17 protein-coding genes and 1 tRNA gene are annotated in these 21,145 nt (G+C 38.9%); 7 read left to right on the top strand and 11 right to left on the bottom strand.

From position 1 onward, the window contains the following. Window positions 1-4: 4 nt before the first annotated feature. Both maiA and fahA read right to left on the bottom strand, forming a co-directional pair. Complete coding sequence (gene maiA / locus I9192_RS15710; RefSeq protein ID WP_200149902.1) at window positions 5-637, bottom strand: maleylacetoacetate isomerase; 633 nt, start codon at window positions 635-637, stop codon at window positions 5-7. Then, window positions 624-1,928 (bottom strand): fumarylacetoacetase, encoded by a 1,305-nt coding sequence (gene fahA / locus I9192_RS15705; protein WP_005032982.1) that lies wholly within the window; start codon window positions 1,926-1,928, stop codon window positions 624-626. Before fahA ends, maiA begins: the two co-directional genes overlap by 14 nt. A gap of 351 nt (window positions 1,929-2,279) precedes the next feature. Here fahA and I9192_RS15700 point away from each other — a divergent pair, with 351 nt between their 5' ends. Next, the gene (locus I9192_RS15700; RefSeq protein ID WP_005032980.1) at window positions 2,280-3,668 is read left to right on the top strand and encodes an amino acid permease; all 1,389 of its coding nucleotides are present in this window, start codon (window positions 2,280-2,282) and stop codon (window positions 3,666-3,668) included. 80 nt (window positions 3,669-3,748) lie between these two features. Here the strand turns inward: I9192_RS15700 and I9192_RS15695 are convergent, their stop codons facing one another. The 5 genes from I9192_RS15695 to carA form a co-directional block, all read right to left on the bottom strand. Then, window positions 3,749-4,378, bottom strand: coding sequence for a CatB-related O-acetyltransferase (locus I9192_RS15695; RefSeq protein ID WP_005032978.1), 630 nt, complete (start codon window positions 4,376-4,378; stop codon window positions 3,749-3,751). Between the two features lie 166 nt (window positions 4,379-4,544). Then, window positions 4,545-5,429 carry a class I SAM-dependent methyltransferase gene (locus I9192_RS15690; RefSeq protein WP_005032976.1) on the bottom strand — a complete coding sequence of 295 codons (885 nt, stop codon included), beginning with the start codon at window positions 5,427-5,429 and terminating at the stop codon, window positions 4,545-4,547. Window positions 5,430-5,827: 398 nt separating this feature from the next. Then, the gene (greA, locus tag I9192_RS15685; RefSeq protein ID WP_004829465.1) at window positions 5,828-6,304 is read right to left on the bottom strand and encodes a transcription elongation factor GreA; all 477 of its coding nucleotides are present in this window, start codon (window positions 6,302-6,304) and stop codon (window positions 5,828-5,830) included. 91 nt (window positions 6,305-6,395) lie between these two features. Next, a complete protein-coding gene (gene carB, locus I9192_RS15680) occupies window positions 6,396-9,629 on the bottom strand; it encodes a carbamoyl-phosphate synthase large subunit (protein WP_004829464.1) in 3,234 nt (1,077 codons plus the stop codon). A gap of 14 nt (window positions 9,630-9,643) precedes the next feature. Then, on the bottom strand, window positions 9,644-10,798 hold the full coding sequence (gene carA, locus I9192_RS15675) for a glutamine-hydrolyzing carbamoyl-phosphate synthase small subunit (RefSeq protein WP_004829463.1): 1,155 nt from the start codon (window positions 10,796-10,798) through the stop codon (window positions 9,644-9,646). Window positions 10,799-11,117: 319 nt separating this feature from the next. Between carA and I9192_RS15670 the strand changes: the two genes are divergently transcribed. Then, on the top strand, window positions 11,118-11,582 hold the full coding sequence (locus tag I9192_RS15670; protein ID WP_005032972.1) for a hypothetical protein: 465 nt from the start codon (window positions 11,118-11,120) through the stop codon (window positions 11,580-11,582). Between the two features lie 94 nt (window positions 11,583-11,676). Here I9192_RS15670 and I9192_RS15665 read toward each other — a convergent pair whose 3' ends face one another. Both I9192_RS15665 and yhbY read right to left on the bottom strand, forming a co-directional pair. Then, complete coding sequence (locus I9192_RS15665) at window positions 11,677-12,216, bottom strand: DOMON-like domain-containing protein (RefSeq protein WP_004829461.1); 540 nt, start codon at window positions 12,214-12,216, stop codon at window positions 11,677-11,679. Between the two features lie 11 nt (window positions 12,217-12,227). Continuing rightward, window positions 12,228-12,551: a ribosome assembly RNA-binding protein YhbY gene (yhbY, locus tag I9192_RS15660; RefSeq protein WP_004829460.1), complete on the bottom strand. Its 324-nt coding sequence runs from the start codon at window positions 12,549-12,551 to the stop codon at window positions 12,228-12,230. A gap of 198 nt (window positions 12,552-12,749) precedes the next feature. On the opposite strand from yhbY, the gene rlmE reads away from it, so the two are divergent. The 5 genes from rlmE (at window position 12,750) to I9192_RS15635 (ending at window position 17,392) form a co-directional block, all read left to right on the top strand. Further along, the gene (gene rlmE / locus I9192_RS15655) at window positions 12,750-13,400 is read left to right on the top strand and encodes a 23S rRNA (uridine(2552)-2'-O)-methyltransferase RlmE (RefSeq protein ID WP_004829459.1); all 651 of its coding nucleotides are present in this window, start codon (window positions 12,750-12,752) and stop codon (window positions 13,398-13,400) included. A 179-nt stretch (window positions 13,401-13,579) separates the two neighbouring features. After that, the gene (ftsH, locus tag I9192_RS15650; RefSeq protein WP_004829458.1) at window positions 13,580-15,469 is read left to right on the top strand and encodes an ATP-dependent zinc metalloprotease FtsH; all 1,890 of its coding nucleotides are present in this window, start codon (window positions 13,580-13,582) and stop codon (window positions 15,467-15,469) included. 130 nt (window positions 15,470-15,599) lie between these two features. Beyond that, window positions 15,600-16,454, top strand: a complete 855-nt coding sequence (folP, locus tag I9192_RS15645) for a dihydropteroate synthase (protein ID WP_200149901.1) — start codon at window positions 15,600-15,602, stop codon at window positions 16,452-16,454. 197 nt (window positions 16,455-16,651) lie between these two features. Further along, a complete protein-coding gene (locus I9192_RS15640; protein WP_004829456.1) occupies window positions 16,652-16,966 on the top strand; it encodes a DUF5713 family protein in 315 nt (104 codons plus the stop codon). Between the two features lie 349 nt (window positions 16,967-17,315). Next, window positions 17,316-17,392 (top strand) — tRNA-Met (locus I9192_RS15635). 998 nt (window positions 17,393-18,390) lie between these two features. On the opposite strand, the gene I9192_RS15630 is transcribed toward I9192_RS15635, so the two are convergent. Both I9192_RS15630 and I9192_RS15625 read right to left on the bottom strand, forming a co-directional pair. After that, window positions 18,391-19,431 (bottom strand): hypothetical protein, encoded by a 1,041-nt coding sequence (locus tag I9192_RS15630; protein WP_005032964.1) that lies wholly within the window; start codon window positions 19,429-19,431, stop codon window positions 18,391-18,393. A gap of 5 nt (window positions 19,432-19,436) precedes the next feature. Next, window positions 19,437-21,062 (bottom strand): NAD+ synthase, encoded by a 1,626-nt coding sequence (locus tag I9192_RS15625; protein WP_005032961.1) that lies wholly within the window; start codon window positions 21,060-21,062, stop codon window positions 19,437-19,439. Window positions 21,063-21,145: the final 83 nt, after the last annotated feature.

Genomic DNA, 21,145 nt, shown 5'->3' with positions numbered 1-21,145 from the left:
TTGTTTATTCCCAATCTGGTTGTTGTTCTGGGATCGCCCTTAAGAATGCAGGCAGGCTTAGGCAGTGTTGATCAATGGATTGAATCTTTGGAAAGTCGCTTAGATCAACATTGAAACGTTTGGCGTTATACACTTGAGGAATCAAACAACAATCTGCAAATGTGGCTTGAGTGCCGAAGCAGAATTGACCATTTGAGTCTTTTAATTGCATCTCTAAGCTTTTAAAACCTTCAATAATCCAGTGTTGGTACCATTGACTTTTCTGTTCATCATTTACAGCGAGTTCATGTTTTAAATATTTCAGCACTCTGAGATTATCTAAGGGATGAATATCACAGGCGATGGTTTGTGAAAAAGCACGGATTTTGGCGCGCTCAACAAGATCTGTAGGTAATAAAGGAAGTGATGGGTAACGTTCTTCCAGATATTCCAAAATATTGAGCGACTGTATAAAAGACTGATCTTGATTAATCAAACTTGGTACAAGCTGGCTTGGATTGAGTACGATGTAGCTTTCTTGTTGATGCTCATTTTTGAGCAAATGGACAGGCTGTATGACATAATCCAATTGCTTCAGGTTTAAAGCGATCCGAACTCGATAAGCCGCAGAGCTACGAAAATAACTATACAGTTTCATCACACAATTCCTTGTGTTGCTTAAAGCTAAACTGTTTGGCTGGTAAAATCGTATTTGTGACTTGACCAAAGCCCACTCGAATAGCACCTTTTTCAGCATAGCCTTTCATCACTACACGGTCGCCATCTTCAAGGAAGCCGCGCTTTTCACCATTGGATAAGGTGAGGGGTTTTGTGGTGTTCCAAGTAAGTTCCAGTAAGCTTCCATAAGAATTTTCTGTAGGACCTGAAATTGTGCCAGAACCCATTAAATCTCCAACTTGAACATTACAACCTGAAATGGTGTGATGGGTCAGCTGTTGCGCCATCGACCAGTACATGTATTTAAAGTTGGTTTGACAAATCACTTCACTTTGCTGTGATTGTGAGCTTTGTAGTTCCACACTGAGATGAATATCAAAACTGTTGGGAGTATGTTCTTTTAAATAATCTAATGGCTCTGGGAGTTGTTGCGGACCTTTGACTTTAAAGGGTTCTAAGGCTTGCATCGTTACCACCCAAGGTGAAATTGAACTGGCAAAGGTCTTGGCATTAAATGGACCTAAGGGCACATATTCCCATTGTTGAATATCACGTGCAGACCAATCATTCAGCAAGACCATGCCAAAAATATGATTCCACGCATCTTCAATTGCAATCGGTTCACCCAACGCAGTTGTCTTACCTACGATAAAAGCTGTTTCGAGTTCAAAGTCGAGTTTACGGGTTGCCGAAAAGAGAGGGCGTTCTTCATGAGGAAGTTTAATTTGACCAGAAGGGCGGACAATCTCCTTACCGCTAACAACCACAGAACTGGCACGACCATTATAACCCACAGGTAGCTCACTCCAATTTGGAAGCAAGGCATTTTTAGGATCTCTAAACATAGTTCCAACATTGGTTGCATGTTCTTTAGAGGAGTAGAAATCCGTATAGCCAGAGATTTGTACTGGTAAATGTAAGGTGACTGTATTTTGTTTGAATAATACTTTTTGGCGTAATTCTGGATGATCACGAAGGGTTGGATTGTCTGCAGAAAGCAAGTCTTGTAGGGTTTGGCGAATGTAATGCCAATTTTTTTTACCTGTTTCGATAAATTTATTCAGGCTGCTTTGATTAAAACACTGAGTTTTGCAATTTGGAAGTAATCCTAATGTTTCTAAAGCAGCGAGGTCGATTACCCAATCACCAATCGCGACACCGACACGTTTATCTCCCTGAGCGGTTTCACTAAAAATGCCATAAGGTAAATTATGAATGCTGAAATCAGATTGAGGTGCAATCTCAAGAAAGGTCGTTAAATGTTGTGTCATGGTGCGCTTTCCTTGTCTCTTATGAATGAGAACTTATTTCGTTTTCTCTTTTTCCACTCAAGCTTATGAAAAACAAATAAATATTATTGTTTTTATTCGTCTTCATTATGCTGACTAGTCCAGAATGATCTACATGATGATTTCTATCATACTGAAAATTAATAATTACGCAATACATAATTTAATTACATAATTCATAATAATTGTTATTTGTTGAAATTTCTGCTTATATGCGCAGTTATGAGAAAAGTAAATCAATTATTTTTCGATTAGATATAGGCATTTTTGATTAACTTATGATATACGTAATTTTGAATATAAAAATTACGCGACAAGGATGAGAATAATCATATGTCAGAACACGAGCAAGGAAACCTGAAACATGGTTTAAGCAATCGCCATATTCAGTTGATTGCACTGGGTGGTGCAATTGGTACTGGGTTGTTCCTCGGGATCTCGCAGTCGATCAAGCTTGCGGGACCTTCAGTGATCCTCGGTTATGCGATTGCAGGGCTGATTGCGTTTCTTATGATGCGACAGTTAGGTGAGATGGTGGTGCAAGAGCCAGTCAGTGGCTCATTCAGCCATTTTGCTTATAAGTACTGGGGCTCATTTGCAGGGTTTATGTCAGGCTGGAACTATTGGGTACTCAATGTTCTGGTTTGTATGGCTGAACTCAGTGCAATTGGTTTATATATCCAATATTGGTGGCCTGAAATCCCAACATGGATTTCAGCATTGGCGTTTTTTATTTTAATTAACGGCATTAATCTTTTGCATGTAAAATTTTTTGGTGAAATGGAGTTTTGGTTCTCCATCGTCAAAATTTTGGCAATCTTGGCGATGATTGGCTTTGGTTCCTATTTACTTGCAACGGGTACAGCAGGACCACAAGCAAGTATTACCAATCTCTGGGCATTGGGCGGTTTCTTCCCATTTGGTGTTGAAGGTCTGATCATGGCAATGGCAGTGATTATTTTTGCTTTTGGCGGTATTGAATTATTTGGAATCACTGCCGCAGAAGCGAGAGATCCTGATAAAACTTTGCCTAAGGCTGTGAATCAAATTATTTATCGTATTTTGATTTTTTATATCGCGACACTGTTTATTTTGTTTGCCTTGTTCCCTTGGAACAAAATGGCGGAAGGTGGAAGCCCTTTTGTTATGGTCTTTGCTTCGCTGGATAGTCAAGGCGTAGCGACTCTGTTGAACTTTGTGATTCTTACTGCAGCAGTTTCGGTCTATAACGGAACGAGCTATTGTAGCAGCCGTATGTTATTGGGTTTGGCTCAACAGGGCAATGCACCGAAGTTTCTTAAACATATCAATAAACGTGGCATCCCAACCAATGCAGTGCTTGTTTCTGCATTTGTCACTGTTTTATGTGTATTGTTGAATTATGCATTTCCAGAAAAAGCATTTGGTTTGTTAATGATGCTCGTGGTTGCCGCGATTGTGATTAACTGGGTGGTGATTTCATGGACACATCTAAAATTCCGTAAAGCTATGCTAGCGCAAGGGCAAACCACCAAATTCCCTAGCATTGCTTATCCATTCAGTAATTATCTGTGCATGATTTTTATGTTCGGTATTCTTGTTGTGATGTCATTTACCCCTGATATGCGCATCGCCGTAATGATGATTCCTGCTTGGATATTGTGTTTGATGTTTGCCTACTATCTAAAACAAAAAAAGTTAAAGAATGCGCATCGCAATGTAGCTTTAAATTCAGATCTATAAGCAACAATTGGTTAAATCTTATAAAAAGGGTTAAATGAAAATTTAACCCTTTTTTGTTTTGATAAGATTGAGCCTACATTTTACTCATTGGTTTGATTTTTTAAGAATTGTATTAGTTGAAGTAGATCATCAGTCTGTAATTGCGCTCGCATTTTCAATATTTGCTTTTCATCAAGGTCATAAAGCCTTAGGGAGAGTAGTTGTGCAATCTCTTGCTCAGTAAAGCGATATTTAATGAGCTTCGCAGGTACACCGCCCACAATTGCATACGGTGGGACATCTTGGGTGACTACTGCACCTGTTGCAACAACAGCACCTTCACCGAGTTTTACGCCTTGCATGATCATGGCACGACTCCCAATCCAACAACCATCCGCAATGACTGTATCCCCGGCAGGTAAAAAACTACGGGTATCAAAAGGAAATGTTGAGATCCAGTCAGGGCGGTGTAACTGATTCCCTCCCATCATGATTACGGATTCAGCACCAAAACAAACGAAGTTACCGATATACAATTGGTCAATCGGCTTTTCGGTAGTGGATGCTTTGTCATGTAAATAACGCACTACACAACGCTCAAAACCTTGATCCCAATACGCTGAGTAATAGGAGTAATTACCTTTTATATGAATGTTTGGATTTTTAACAGTTTTGGAAATAAATTCAAATTCACACCAGTGTTTTACTGGTGAATTTATCGAGTTAGGCATTCTAAAGGTTGCTTGATGTGCGGAGAGTGTTGTGACTATTTTATATGAGCTTTATAGGATTGAGCTATATAAATTCAATAAAATAGCCTAAGTAAATCAGCATCATTTCCATGTTCTATCTTTAAAAAGTGAGAAATATCTGAATGATATTTCAACTTGGTTTGTTTTAAATAAGTTTTAAATGAAGCAAATGCGAGCCATGCGTATGACGAATATGATCTGCACGATGGTTAAAATAGCGCTCAGTGATCTGTTGACCTGATAAATCTTCCAAGACTTGATATCCCATTTTGATCACTGCCTGATGTAAAGCATCTGAACCAAAAGCACCGATCAAAGGTTCTTTAAGAAATTGAGTAAATTGAGTTAAAGCAAACGCACCAAACCGTTCTATACCTTGTAATTCTCTATAATCAATCGAGTAGTCCATAACCACTTCACTTTGTTTATGTGCAATCGAGGCAATATTTTTCAAAGTGGCTAATGTGGTTTGCGGTGTTAAATAATGCGTTGTGCCTAACCAAGAGAAAAAAGCAGGGTGTTTAGATTGGAAACCACTTCGGGTTAAAACTTCAGAAAGCTTTTCTTTTTCAAAATCAATGCTGACAAATTCAACATTTTCAGGCAATTGTTGGGATGTAGAAATCTTTTTTAACTTTTGTATTTTGGTCTTCTGTGTATCAGGATGATCAACTTCGAATATTTTAAGTTGCGGATATTGAGCTGCTAAACGTAAAACAAATGAATCTAAGCCTGCACCGACCAAGACATATTGATGAATTTGATGGTTCTCAATTGCATGTTGTAAAAGATCTTCACAATATCGTGAACGACCAACCACTTGCCCAGTCAATTTACCAAAGGTTTGATTCATCAACTTTGAATTAAGTGTTTTGCAAAACAAGGCATTATTCAGTAATACCCGCCAGCGGCTATTGGTCATTGCTAAAGCGTACGGATCTGAAAATACAGGATCGCTAGCGTTTAAATGGTGGTTGGCACGCAGAGCAGCCGCTGCTTCTGCTGTGCGACTTACACGCCCAGCTTTCATATTGTTCCTCAAGAAATTTTTATTTTCCATCAATCTAATGCAAATAGATTATTTAACAATGGCAATAAATTTGGACAAGGTGGTGATAATTGCTATTTTTAAGGCATCAGATCTTTCTCTGTATAGCCAATTTGTTAAAAACTCATCCAGGAAAATATAATTTATCCTGAGTGAAAAGATTAAAAAATTATAATATATATTTGAAAAATATAATTTTTATTTTGTTATTTTAGCTCTAAAGTGTAAATTGATTTGCGCAAGCGATGCCTCCTTAACAATTGCATATGATGGATTAGTTTTTACAGGTTATTTGAATTATTGTTGTTGTAGAATCAAATATTATTCTCGAAAAGAAAAAGGGCTGAATAATCAGCCCTCAATATGATGAGTAGTGTTACTTAGATATACTCAACACTTACCACTTCATATTCTACTTCGCCTTGAGGCGTGACGATTTTTACTTCATCGCCTTCATTTTTACCTAAAAGACCACGTGCGATAGGAGAGTTCACTGAGATTTTATTAATTTTAAAATCTGCTTCATCATCACCTACAATCTTATAGGTTTTCTTTTCTTCAGTATCTAAGTTTTCAATCGTTACTGTTACACCAAAAACAACACGACCTGTTTGCTCAAGTTCTTTTACATCGATCACTTGGCAAGCACCGAGTTTACCTTCAATGTCTTGAATACGACCTTCACAGAAACCTTGTTGTTCACGTGCTGCGTGGTATTCTGCGTTTTCTTTTAAATCCCCATGTTCACGAGCTTCTGCAATTGCAGCAGTAATACGTGGACGATCAACAGATTTCAACTGTTGTAATTCTTTCTCTAAGGCAACCTTGCCTTCGGGAGTCATAGGATAACGTTGCATTGTTGTCCCTCAGTTTCGTATTTAAAAAATACTGGTTTAGAAATGAAAAAAGCCCGCCACCGATAAGGTGACGGGACTTATCGGAAACGAATTAACCTAGTGTTTGCAAATCTTGCAAGCGATATACATCCATTGGCAATTGAATTGCTAAAGCTTGGCATACAGCATCAGCACCATTCAAGGTTGTTGTGTAATACACTTTACCTTGGAGTGCAGAGCGACGGATTGAGAATGAATCCTGCTGAGCTTGTTTGCCTTCAGTAGTATTGATAATGAGGTGAATCTCGCCATTTTTCAAGCGGTCAACAATATTAGGACGACCTTCAGTGACTTTGTTCACACGTTCACATTCAATACCAGCGTCTTTAATGACATCATAAGTACCGCCAGTTGCGATAATTTTGAAGCCTAAATCCACCAATTGTTTCGCAATACCTGGTGCACGAGGTTTGTCTGAATCACGTACTGAAATAAATACATGTTTCACTTCACCTTCAGTTGGCTTTCCTGGTAAACGATCATTAGAGCCTAACACAGCTTTGTAGAAAGCTTCACCAAAAGTTTTACCAACACCCATAACTTCACCAGTAGATTTCATCTCTGGTCCAAGAATTGGATCAACACCTGGGAATTTATTGAATGGGAATACTGCTTCTTTTACTGCAAAATGAGTTGGGATAATTTCTTTTGTGAATCCTTGAGATTCTAAAGATTGACCCGCCATACAACGTGCAGCAACTTTTGCTAACGATTCACCAATACATTTCGATACAAATGGTACTGTACGAGATGCACGTGGGTTAACTTCAAGAATATAAACATCGTTGCCTTTTACAGCAAATTGAACGTTCATCAAACCAATAACGCCAAGCTCTTTCGCCATAGCCACTGTTTGACGACGCATTTCATCCTGAATCTCTTGAGAAAGAGAGTAAGGTGGAATCGAACATGCTGAGTCACCAGAGTGAATACCTGCTTGTTCGATGTGCTGCATAATTCCACCAATCACAACATCTTTACCGTCAGATACGCAGTCAACATCAACTTCTGTCGCATCATCAAGGAAGTGATCGAGTAATACAGGTGCTTCGTTAGATGCTTGAACCGCATCACGTAAGTAGCGCTTAAGTTCATCGTCATTGTAGACGATTTCCATTGCACGACCACCAAGCACATAAGAAGGACGTACCACCAATGGATAACCCACTTTAGATGCTTCAGCCATACCTTCTTCAGCAGATTTGACAATGCTGTTACTTGGTTGGCGAAGATTTAAGCGTTGAACCATTTGTTGGAAACGTTCACGGTCTTCTGCACGGTCAATTGCATCAGGAGATGTACCAATAATTGGAGCACCAGCTTCTTCCAAAGCACGCGCCAATTTCAATGGTGTTTGACCACCGTACTGTACAATGATGCCTTTTGGCTTTTCAGTACGTACGATTTCAAGTACGTCTTCCAGTGTGATTGGTTCGAAGTACAAACGGTCAGAAGTATCATAGTCTGTTGAAACAGTTTCTGGGTTACAGTTGACCATGATGGTTTCATAACCATCTTCACGCATAGCAAGCGCAGCATGTACACAGCAGTAATCGAACTCAATACCTTGACCAATTCGGTTAGGACCACCACCGATGACCATAATCTTGTCTTTGCTAGACGGATTAGATTCACATTCTTCATCATAAGTTGAATACATATAGGCTGTATCTGATTCAAACTCAGCAGCACAGGTATCAACACGTTTGTAAACTGGATATACACCCAAGTTCCAACGATGCTTACGGAATTGCTTTTGCGAAATACCCATTAAGTTTGCGATACGCAAATCAGATAAACCTTTACGCTTAAATGAACGGATATTGTCAGCGTTTAAGTCACCAAAACCTAAAGTTTTAATTTGTTCTTCAGTCTTGATGATGTCTTCGATTTGGATCAAGAACCAACGATCAATATTGGTTGCAGCGAAAACTTCTTCTAGAGTAAAGCCATGACGGAAGGCATCAGCAACATACCAAATACGATCTGGACCAGGTACTTTAAGCTCAACTAAGATTTTATCTTTTGCGCCTTCTGTACCCACAGCGATTTGTTCATCGAAACCACAAGTACCGACTTCAAGACCACGTAATGCTTTCTGTACAGACTCTTGGAAGTTACGACCAATCGCCATCACTTCGCCCACCGACTTCATCTGTGTTGTCAATGTTGCGTCAGCTTGTGGGAATTTCTCGAAGTTGAAACGAGGAATTTTAGTCACTACATAGTCAATTGCAGGCTCGAATGATGCAGGTGTAGTACCGCCAGTGATGTCATTTTTCAATTCATCAAGGGTATAACCGACTGCAAGTTTCGCTGCAATTTTTGCAATAGGGAAACCTGTTGCTTTAGATGCAAGAGCAGAAGAACGAGATACACGAGGGTTCATCTCGATCACGACCATACGACCGTCTTTCGGATTAATACCGAATTGAACGTTTGAACCGCCGGTTTCTACACCAATTTCACGAAGTACAGCCAAAGACGCATTACGGAGTAATTGGAACTCTTTATCAGTCAGTGTTTGTGCAGGCGCAACAGTGATTGAGTCACCTGTATGGACACCCATTGGATCAAAGTTTTCAATGGTACAGACAATGATACAGTTGTCGTTTTTGTCACGAACAACTTCCATCTCGTATTCTTTCCAACCAATCAATGATTCATCGATCAACAATTGTTTAGTTGGCGAAAGATCGAAACCACGCTCACAAATTTCAATAAATTCTTCTTTGTTGTAAGCGATACCACCACCTGAACCACCCATCGTAAATGATGGACGAATGATGACAGGGAAACCAAAACGCGCTTGAATTTCAAGTGCATGTTCCATGCTTTCAGCAACATCGGCACGAGGACATTCTAAACCGATCTTACGCATTGCGATGTCGAACAATTTACGGTCTTCAGCTTTTTCAATCGCTTCTTTGGTTGCACCGATTAATTCAACATTATATTTTTTTAAGATACCGTTGGCATCAAGTGCAAGTGCACAGTTCAATGCCGTTTGACCACCCATTGTTGGAAGAACAGCATCTGGGCGCTCTTTTTCAATGATCGCAGCTACAGTCTGCCACGTAATCGGTTCAATATACGTTGCATCTGCCATTGTTGGATCAGTCATAATGGTGGCTGGGTTAGAGTTCACCAAAATAACACGATAGCCTTCTTCACGAAGGGCTTTACATGCTTGTGCACCTGAGTAATCGAACTCACATGCTTGTCCGATGACAATCGGACCCGCACCAATAATTAAGATGCTTTTAATGTCTGTACGTTTAGCCATGGTCGCTTCCTTAATTACTTCTTAGATGCTTCAATAAGTTCGATGAAATGATCGAACAATGGGGCACAGTCATGTGGACCAGGGCTTGCTTCAGGGTGACCTTGGAAGCTAAACGCAGGTTTATCTGTACGATGAATCCCTTGTAGAGTTTGATCGAATAAAGATTTGTGCGTTGCTTTAAGATTTGCAGGTAAAGTTTCTGCATCTACAGCGAAGCCATGGTTTTGAGAAGTAATCATCACTGTACCGTGGTATTGACTTTGGTCATCAATGTTTTGTACAGGATGGTTTGCACCATGGTGACCATGTGGCATTTTTACTGTTTTAGCACCAGATGCTAAAGCAAGAATTTGGTGACCTAAACAAATACCAAATACAGGCAGGTTTGTAGTTTCAACAATAGTCTTCACAGCTTCAATCGCATAATCACATGCTGCTGGATCGCCAGGACCATTTGAAAGGAACACACCATCTGGATTAAGTGCGAGCACTTTTTCAGCAGGGGTTTGAGCAGGAACCACAGTCAACTTACAACCGCGATCTACAAGCATACGTAAGATGTTGGTTTTGACACCATAATCGTATGCAACTACATGAAATTTAGTTTCAGGTTGAGAGAAGCCTTTGCCTAATGTCCATGAACCTTCAGTCCATTCAAAACCTTCAGGATCGCAACATTCTTTAGCAAGGTCTAAACCGTTTAAGCCACCAAAGGCACGTGCTTGAGCAATTGCTTCTTCTTCAGTGATGTTTTCACCTGCAAGAATACAACCGTTCTGTGCACCTTTGTCACGTAAGATTCGTGTTAATTTTCGTGTATCAATATCAGCAATGGCAACGACGTTATGTTGTTCTAAATATTCGCCAAGAGATTGATTTGCGCGGAAATTGCTGTGTAATAAAGGTAGGTCACGAATGATGAGACCATTCGCCCAGACTTTATGAATTCGACCTGATTCAGTGTCTTCTTCATTACAACCAGTATTACCGATATGAGGATAAGTTAAAGTTACAAGTTGCTGTGCATAACTTGGATCAGTCAAAATTTCTTGATAACCAGTCATGGCAGTGTTAAAAACGACTTCACCAGTCGTACTTCCCGTAGCGCCGATCGATGTACCTTTAAAAACAGTACCGTCAGCAAGGGCTAAAATGGCGGGGGTGCTCAAACCATAGCTCCTGAACTAAAACCACAAAAATAGGGCTGTAAAAAAGCGAGTAGACGAAAAAAAAGGAAGGCTAATTAAATCCTACCCTCCTCTTGTCTGCTCGCTTATAACTTAACAGCGCATTATACGCATGAACTGATTAAAAGTCCATTTTATTTAGGTGGATATTGTGAGATAAATGCCTTGCTATTTTTTACTAGTTCTGCTTTTCATATGAATTTTTTGAAATTGTAAGTATTTAATAATTGTCAGACAAATCAAAATCTAAAATTTATTTCTTCACGCTATCTTATTGTTTCGTATTCCAGGGGGAATCAATATGACGATATCTAAAGAAAGTGTGACTGAAAAAGTAACAAAAGATACAGCAGCTTTGAAAGAGGTTGTAGCTGAAACTGCGGAAAATTTAGAGAAACTGGGCAAAGATGCGCAGCAAAAAGTCTCTCAAGCTGTGGCGGATACTCAGAAAAAACTGGAAGCTGAAACAGAGCAACTGAATGAACAGGTTCAAGATCAAGTCAAAAACTTCAAACAAGATTTGGTACAACGTCTTGATGTAATCAAAACTCAATTTTCTACTTCACAAAAAGACTTGGTTGAATTAGCTGATTTGTTAAAATCGGAATTAAGCCTTTTGGTGAAAGAGTTGACTGAAGTAGGTAAAGAAATTCGTGAAGATGTTTCACAAATTTCCTCTAAGCATAAAGTTCAGCTCACTGAAACACTAAAACGTTCTAAAGAGCATACGTTGGAAGTTTGGCATAAAGTTACGACAAAGCAATAAGTTGTTGTTTGGGCTGTATATAAACAACTATACCTAAATAAAAAGTGAGGCAAATGCCTCACTTTTTATTTAAAAGACAATTCAACAGTGACGATTAAAAGGTATGTAACCAGTCGCGTTTGTTGTGAAAGTCAGCTTGCTGTCCGCTATGCTGCATGGCGAAGAAGTGTTGACCTTGTGTGGTATTCAAAACAGCACTGAGTCCTATAAATAGATCAGACCACTTGAGTTTATGTGCAAGCATAAACTCAGTCAGATCTAAACTCACATTTAATCCATAATGTGTACGCTTAAGCTGATTTAATTCAATATCGTATGCAACTACAGGAGGCATATTCTCAGGATAGCGATATTCTTCAAATTGATAGGCTTGCCAAGCTTGAGAAGGGGAGAGGTTAACTTCTCGATATTGATCTTCGCCCTGCACGCCAATAAAAATTTCAAAACAGGTATTTTCCCAAAGAAAATCTTGACGCGGATGTGCTGTAACAGGTTCAGGGTATACAATAAATTGATTGGGATCTCTTAACCAATAACCTACATTTAAGGTGTAGGGATTGACCTGCTCAATCGCACCCACTAAAGAGATACTTTGAAAACGACGATCAAAAGCATTCAGTTCGTAACTTGCCATGAAAATAAATCTTAATTAGAAAGATGAGCGTGACGAACCAAATTAGAGAGTTTTTGATTTTGTTTGGCTGCTTTTTTGTAAAGCAAAGCAATTTTACCGATGGTTTGCACCACTTCTGCGCCAGTTGTTTCAGCTATTTCAGTGATGGTTGCTGTGCGTGCTTCGCGATCTTCACCCGCAATTTTAACTTTAATTAACTCATGATCATTTAAAGCACGGTTTAATTCTTCAACGACACTTTCAGTCAAGCCTTTATCACCAAGCATTACAACTGGATTTAATGCATGTCCGATTTGACGTAAACGTTTACGTTCTTGGATAGATAGAGTCGCCATAAAAAATAACCTGATTTTAAAAACGACTTAGTATAACAAAAGCCATATCGCTGCGCTGTAAATTCTGTAGAAATATTCGATGAGGCTTATTCAAAAAAACATATCAATATCTATCGATTTTAATCCATATGTATACTGCAATGAGAATATTTTTCACGTACAATCACAAGTTAGTTATCTGTTTAGATCAAGAGAGTTATGGCTACACGCATTACCAACCAGAAGTTATCCAAAAGTAGTCGTGCGTGGATGAGAGAGCATTTAGATGATCCTTTTGTGAAAAAAGCACAAAAAGAAGGCTATCGTGCTCGCGCAGCATATAAACTTCTTGAAATTCAAGAAAAATATAAAATGATTAAACCCGGAATGACTGTAGTTGACTTGGGAGCTGCACCAGGAAGCTGGTCGCAAATCGCAGGAAAACTGGTCGGTGATAAGGGTTTAGTGATTGCTTCAGACATTTTGGAAATGGACGCTTTACCAGATGTTACTTTTTTACAAGGTGACTTTAGAGAAGAAGAAGTTTTCGAAAAATTGTTAAATATTTTAAATGGACGCACTGTAGACGTTGTAATTTCAGATATGGCCCCCAATACATCAGGTAATAGGGCTGTAGATCAACCTCGCCAGATTTATTTGTGTGAACTTGCGTTAGATTTTGCCAATAAAGTCTTAGGACCTAAAGGGCAATTTGTAGTTAAGGTTTTCCAAGGCAGTGGATTTGATGAGTTCCGAAAGCAAGTCGTGGACAGTTTTGATGTATTGAAAACAGCAAAACCTGCTGCTTCACGTGCACGTTCAAAAGAAGTTTTTTTAATTGGACAGGGTCGTAAAAAAGTTTCGCAATAGCGGGCATTTTTAAGGTATGTTCGTAGTTCGTAATGAATTGCCAACAAATGCTTGCCAAGTTGTTAAAAATTGTGCATTTTGTACCTTTTTAATCTTTATTGCGAAATTCATTACTCGCTTTTTGTTACGATCAAGCATGATTGAGCCTGATCAAAATAGTTATATATGGGAATAAAGCTTTGAGCGATTACTTCAAAAATGCCGTATTGTGGCTGGTCATACTGGGTGTGCTGATCTTAATCTTCAGCAATCTCAGTGACCGCAGTAAGCCTTCTGCGATGAATTATTCTGAATTCGTCACAGCGGTGAATGCTGGTCAAATTAGTAAAGTCACAATTGATGGTGAAAGAATAAGCGGCGAAAAAAAGAACGGTTCGAACTTTGAAAGTATTCGCCCAGCAGTTCAAGATCCTGAACTGATGCCTACACTCATCAAAAATAACGTTGTTGTTGAAGGTACTGCACCTCAACGTCAAGGTTTGTTGATGCAACTTCTCATTGCAAGTTTCCCTGTACTCTTAATTATTTTATTGTTCATGTTCTTCATGCGTAACATGGGCGGTGGTGCAGGCGGTAAAAATGGTCCAATGAGTTTTGGGAAATCGAAGGCAAAAATGCTTTCGGAAGACCAAATTAAAGTAACATTTGTTGATGTTGCAGGTTGTGATGAAGCGAAACAAGAAGTTGTTGAAATCGTAGATTTCTTAAAAGACCCTGCAAAATTCAAACGCTTAGGAGCAACAATTCCTAAAGGCGTGTTGATGGTTGGTCCTCCAGGTACAGGTAAAACTTTACTTGCGAAAGCGATTGCGGGTGAAGCAAAAGTTCCTTTCTTTAGCATCTCTGGTTCTGATTTCGTTGAAATGTTTGTAGGTGTGGGTGCTTCGCGTGTACGTGATATGTTTGAACAAGCGAAACGTCATGCACCATGTATCATCTTTATTGATGAGATTGATGCTGTTGGTCGTCATCGTGGTTCAGGTACTGGTGGTGGTCATGATGAGCGTGAGCAAACATTAAACCAGATGTTGGTTGAAATGGATGGTTTCGAAGGTAATGAAGGTATTATCGTTATTGCTGCAACCAACCGTGCCGACGTACTTGATAAAGCATTGTTACGTCCTGGACGTTTTGACCGTCAAGTGATGGTGGGTCTTCCTGACATCAAAGGTCGTGAACAGATTTTGGCAGTGCATTTGAAGAAACTTCCATCTGTGACAGGTGTTGATCTTAAAGTACTTGCACGTGGTACACCGGGCTTCTCTGGTGCGCAATTGGCAAACCTTGTCAATGAAGCAGCATTATTTGCTGCACGTCGCAATAAGAACACTGTCGATATGCATGACTTTGAAGATGCTAAAGACAAGATCTATATGGGACCTGAGCGTAAGTCGATGGTGATTCGTGAAGAAGAACGTCGTGCGACCGCTTATCATGAAGCAGGTCATGCGATTGTAGCGGAAATTCTTCCGGGTACAGACCCAGTACATAAAGTAACCATTATGCCGCGTGGTTGGGCGCTTGGTGTGACTTGGCAGCTGCCAGAACATGACCAAACCAGCCATTACAAGTCTAAGATGTTGAATGAACTTTCTATCTTATTCGGTGGTCGTATTGCAGAAGAAGTATTCATTAACCAAATGTCGACAGGTGCTTCTAACGACTTTGAACGTGCAACTAAAATGGCGCGTGCAATGGTCACCAAGTACGGTATGTCTGACAAAATGGGTGTGATGGTTTACGAAGATGAAAACCAAAATGGTTTCTTTGGAAACGTAGGTAGTCGCACTATTTCTGAAGCAACTCAACAACAAGTTGACCAAGAAGTACGTCGTATTCTTGATGAACAGTACAAAGTTGCACGTGATATTCTTGAAAATAACAAAGATATTGCGCATGCAATGGTGAAAGCCTTGATGGAATGGGAAACCATTGACCGTGATCAAATCCGTGACATCATGGAAGGTCGTGAGCCGCAACCACCTAAGGTTTATGTTGCTGATAATCCAGTGATTGATGTGACGCCTACAGATGGTCCGTCAACTCCGCCACCATTACCGGCAACCTGATTGGAATAAATCAAAAAAGAGTCTCATATGAGGCTCTTTTTTTATGCAAATACAATTTATTATTAAAAGAATTTATCTTGAAATGGAGTGTAATTGCTAAACTAATGCAAATTAATCATGGAGAAGCGACATGCAATTGGTGTCACTGCCGAATAAAATTTTGCGTTGCGGGCGTTTGAGTTTAGATCTATCAAAAGCGCATGTCATGGGGATACTGAATGTAACTCCAGATTCTTTTAGTGATGGTGGGCTACATAATCAAAAAGATCAAGCCATTGCATATGCTAGACAAATGATTGATGCAGGTGCAACTGTGATTGATGTCGGTGGTGAATCTACACGACCTGGTGCATCAACTGTAGCAATCACTGAGGAAATCCAACGCGTCATTCCTGTAATTGCTGAGCTTGCCCAATATGACGTGGTGATATCGGTTGATACTTCGCAACCAGAAGTGATTCGTGAAGCAGTCAAGGTCGGCGCACATATTTGGAATGATGTAAGAGCATTAACTCGTCCAAATGCATTGCAAACAGCTGCAGAACTAGATATTCCTGTGATTATTATGCATATGCGTGGTGAACCATCAACCATGAACCAACTGGACCAATATCAGGATGTAACTCTGGATGTGATTAAGGAACTTCAACAACGTGTCGATCAAGCGATACAAGCAGGGGTTAAGCCTGAAAACATCATGATTGATCCCGGTTTTGGTTTTGCTAAAAATGCGCAACAGAACTTAAAATTATTGAATGAGTTTTATAAATTGAACGCAATGGGATATCCCATTTTATCCGCCTTATCACGTAAGCGTTTTATTGGAGAGGCTTTAGGTAGAGCAGATGCTCAAAATCGTGCAGTAGGCAGTGTCGCTGCGCATTTGATGAGTATTCAGCAAGGTGCATGTATGGTACGTGCACATGATGTGAAAGCAATGTCAGACGCCATTCAAATTTGGCAGGCAATGCGTACCGCGATTTAGCGATAGGTGTTTCAAATTGAATTTGATTGGATCAAATGATCTTTCTTCAAAGGTATAAGTATGACGATTGGAGCGCATTTCTCTCTCTAACCAGAAAAGTGATTTAAAAAAATAGCATTAAGGTCGCAAGTAGATTTGGTGAATTGTATGGTTTGTGTTATATAAGCGCGTGAATTGCTGTTTTATTTTAGGTTGCTATGTTTAACGATCTACTTCTCCCAATGTTCGATGATGAATATTATCCCGATATTCTAGTTGCCGAAATAAAGCAACTCATTGAACAATTTGCTAAAAAGGTGGCTAAAACCAGTTTTAGCGATGCTGAAATTTACTCTTTGGCAAATCTGACTGTGACTGAAATTAATGAAATGAAGCCTCAGTTTGAAGACTTAGACTCCTCACTGGATGATACTGCTGCAGATTATATTGCTGAAGCGTTGATGATGGTGATACAGGATCAAGGTTATCTTGATCTTGAAATGGAAGAGCTGGTTGCAAATAGAGAGTGGTAAACACTCTCTTTTTTATTGCAAGATTTGAATCTTGGAAACATTAAAATTCGATAGTTGCTATAGTGCTCAATGGTTATAAAATTATTTTGGGTCGTTTGTTTTGTTTAAGTCTTATTTTATTCAAACATCTTCATCTATAAAAAATTAAATCTTTAATTTAGCGACGATTAAAATATTGTAGGTAGATTGCAGGATAATTTTATCGCTTGAATATGCTAATTTTCTGATAAAAACATAAATATGTATTAATTTTAAACATTTAAATATCAATTGTTTAAAGTGTGAGCATTAGTTTATTTAAGTGCTTGACGTAGGGTGTATAACTTTAGATAATGCGCACACAGTTTATGGCTATGTAGCTCAGTTGGTTAGAGCACCGCACTCATAATGCGGGGGTCACAGGTTCAAGTCCCGTCATAGCCACCATTTTTATAGACCATGCTCACCGCATGGTCTCTTTTTTTGTGTCCTCAAATTTTTTTAGCGCGAAACCCTATGTCGAGCACATGAGTTTAAAAAATTTGTGTGATCAGGCTGAATTAAATCAAACATTATTTTAATAAAGCTTGATATGTTTATAACCAAAACAAGAGAACTGAAATTGTTACATGAGGATGTTCAATTTATCCAACACATCGTAGTCATATATTAGCCTTTTACCAATGTACGTGTCGTGATGGTTTTTTAAATAAGTGCAAGCTTTATCAACCATGAAATTTCTAGTGCTACATATACATATCCTCAATCTGTTGAAAGCAGTTACAGTAAAATCTAATTTGCTTTGACTCATAAAATCCATGATATGAAAATGTTGTTTGATGATATTAAGCTTTTATTAATGTAACGTGAATTCGATACAATTAAATCTTCAACTCATTGAAAGATAATAAATCTATGTGGATTTTTTCTGGATTTTCATCCGATTTTAGGATGAGGAGCGGAGCTCCGCAAGGGCTCGCCATACTTGTTTTGGTATGAGGAGCGAAGCTCCGTAAGCGCAACCATCAATATAGTTTTATTTCTCTTGACCAATAAAATGAAGGCGATCAATAGATTGTTTGATGATCTAAAGCTTGTACTGCCACGCTTTAGTGCTAAAGTTTAAATTCTTTTGCGTAGCCGATGGCTCACTTTTCAGAGATGAAAAGTGACAAAAATCTCTCGTTGAGCGAGGGGTACATCCTTTACCCCCGCTCAACATGGCGACATTCATGTCGCCTCACGATAGCAAGACCATCAATGATTCAAAAAGTACAAAATAAATGAATCATCCAAATCACTTGTATGAATAATCAGGCGGTTTGACTGTATCATCTTTCATCAAGGATTTTTATCGTACTCAGGTTAATGTACTTTATATTGATGATTTAAATCGCTTAACTGAGACGTTGTCTATAGAAAGACGATCTATGTTTTATCAATGGTTATGCTTTCTCAGCAAGAAAATTTTCTATAAAGCGCTGGGTTTGTGGATCTAAGTAGAATGGTGCTATCAAAGATTGGATGATACTGTCTAACAAGCCGTGCTGTTCTAATGCACCTAATGTATGTGGAATAAAGCGATCTGCTTCAATGAATAAGTCATTTTTATCTAGACCTACAGAGTGTAATAATTCCTGTAGACTGTATTCACCAAAATATTCATAAAATGCTTCTACTACGTTAAGAATAACCTGTTGCATATATTCTGTTTCACGAAGCTCTTTCCATGTTTCATAAACTAAGATAAAGAACTCTTCAAAATCTATGGATTGAAGTTGAGAAAATGTTTCTTTTAAGGAGCGTTGTTTGATTTCAGTCCAGATGTGTGTCGCGATATCTGCTAAATCCTCATTGGGAAGCATAATAATCGTGCTGAGTTGTTTACGTATTGCTGACGCAAGTTGGTTTTCTAATTTTAATTCAATATTTTGCTGTTGGTCTTGGATAAAGCTCATGACTTTGGAACCAAGACGATTTTGTTTAACTGTGTAGTGGCGAAGTTGATTAAGCCAAGGTGTGTTACTTTCAACAATTTGATTGGCGAGTTGTAAGCTGACCTGTTGAATCTGCGGATTATGTTGTAAATTTTCTTGAAGATAATCTCGGAGCTGTTCAAGTTCTAAAATTTTGAACATCCATAATTCAAATGATTCATCTGAAAGTAAATCATTGATAACGGTTTGGCTACCAATTGCATATTGATGAATTTTTTGCGCAACGACACCAATAAACTCAAGAATATCAGCGCCCAAATTTAGTTCAAATGCATATTTTTGAACCACTGAACAGAGTTGTTCAAGTTGTATCACGTCTTTTAAAAGAATTTTGTCAGCATTCTGATAAGTTTGAGAAATAAAATTTTGAATGAATTGAGGATTTTTTTGATCAAGTAATTGTTGTTTGGTATAACGCACTTGCTCAAGCAAAAGTGCTTGAGCAAGTTCCTGAGCAAAGCTCGCTGGGAGTGAATTATTCACATTCACGAGGCTTATACACCAGGTTTCCAGCCATTTACAATCGGGTAGCGACGTTCGCGACTAAATGCACGTGAACTGATGCGTGGTCCAATTGAACCTTGACGGCGTTTGTATTCATTGCGATCAACAAGACGAATTACTTTTTCGACCACTTCACGTTCAAAGCCCTTGGCGATGATGTCCTCTTGGCTTTGTTCTTCTTCGATATAGGCGTATAAAATCGCATCGAGTATATCGTAAGCAGGTAGTGAATCTTGGTCTTTTTGATCTGGACGAAGTTCAGCTGAAGGTGGACGGGTAATCACACGTTCAGGAATTACAGGCGTTTCAGAAATGCTGTTACGATACTTCGCCAATTCAAACACGATGGTTTTATAAACGTCTTTCAGTACTGCAAAACCACCCACCATATCGCCATATAAAGTACAGTAACCGACAGAAAGTTCAGATTTATTGCCTGTTGAAAGCACTAAATTACCAAATTTATTAGATAAACCCATCAACAGTGTGCCACGCGCACGAGCTTGAAGGTTTTCCTCTGTTGCATCAGCAGGTGAGTTGCCAAAGAAAGGATAGAGCGTTTGCATGAAACTGTTTACAATTGGATGAATTTCAGCAATACCAAATGTCACTCCCATACGCTTTGCTTGCTCAGTAGCATCTTCAACACTGATTTGAGAGGTATAAGTATAAGGCATCATTACCGCTTGAACTTTATCCGCACCAATGGCATCAACAGCAATTGCAAGCGTTAAAGCGGAGTCAATACCTCCTGATAATCCAAGAATTACACCAGGAAAGCCTGAGCGTTGCACATAGTCACGTGTTGCTAAAACTAAACCTTGGTAAATCTCAGCCATGGTACTTAAAGCAGGTGCAGTTTCGACGACTTGATAGCTTTTGTTTTCGATTTGGTATTCTGTAAAGTAGAGGTCTTCAATGAAGCTCGGTGCTTGTAATGCAACTTCGCCTGATTGGTTAATCACAAAACTTGTACCATCAAAAATCAGATCGTCTTGCCCACCGACTTGGTTGACGTAGACCAAGTGCAAATTCAATTGTTTCGCTAATTCTTTCAGCGTTACGATACGGTGTTGAGGTTTACCAACTTCATAAGGTGAAGCATTGAGTACCAATACGCTTTCGACATTCAATTGAGCTAACTGTTGAACTGTATTGAGTGACCAGACATCTTCACAGATCAATACACCAAACTTATGACCCAAGTATTCAAAAACGAGGTGTTGATGACCTTCATTAAAATAACGCTTTTCGTCAAATACACTATAGTTAGGTAAATTTTGTTTGTTATAAATACCGAGTACCTGACCATCTTTCATGACAGCAGCAGCATTATAACGTTGACCATCATCTGTAAGATTTACAAAACCAAATACCAAAACAATATCTTTGATCGTGGCTAGTTTTTCAAAAGCTTGAGCTGTACGTTTAGCTAAGCTTGGGCGTAGAAATAAATCTTCAGCTGGATAGCCGATAATAGAAAGTTCGGGGAAAACAATAATTTCAGCATTCTGTTTTTTTGCTTCATTGGCTTGCTCAATCATCTTTTGAACATTTGAATCAAGATCACCAATGAATGGAGAGAATTGCGCAAGAGCAATTTTAAAACTTTTCATTTAAACCAAATCCTATTCCAATAGGGTAATTTATATACATTTTGTTGATTTTTAAAATGTAGTTATTCAACGTATGTATATAT

The organism is Acinetobacter bereziniae (genome assembly GCF_016576965.1).
GTDB classification, from domain to species: Bacteria; Pseudomonadota; Gammaproteobacteria; order Pseudomonadales; family Moraxellaceae; genus Acinetobacter; species Acinetobacter bereziniae.
Note: the sequence above shows the minus strand (reverse complement) of the source record. Positions and strands in the feature narration are given on the sequence as shown.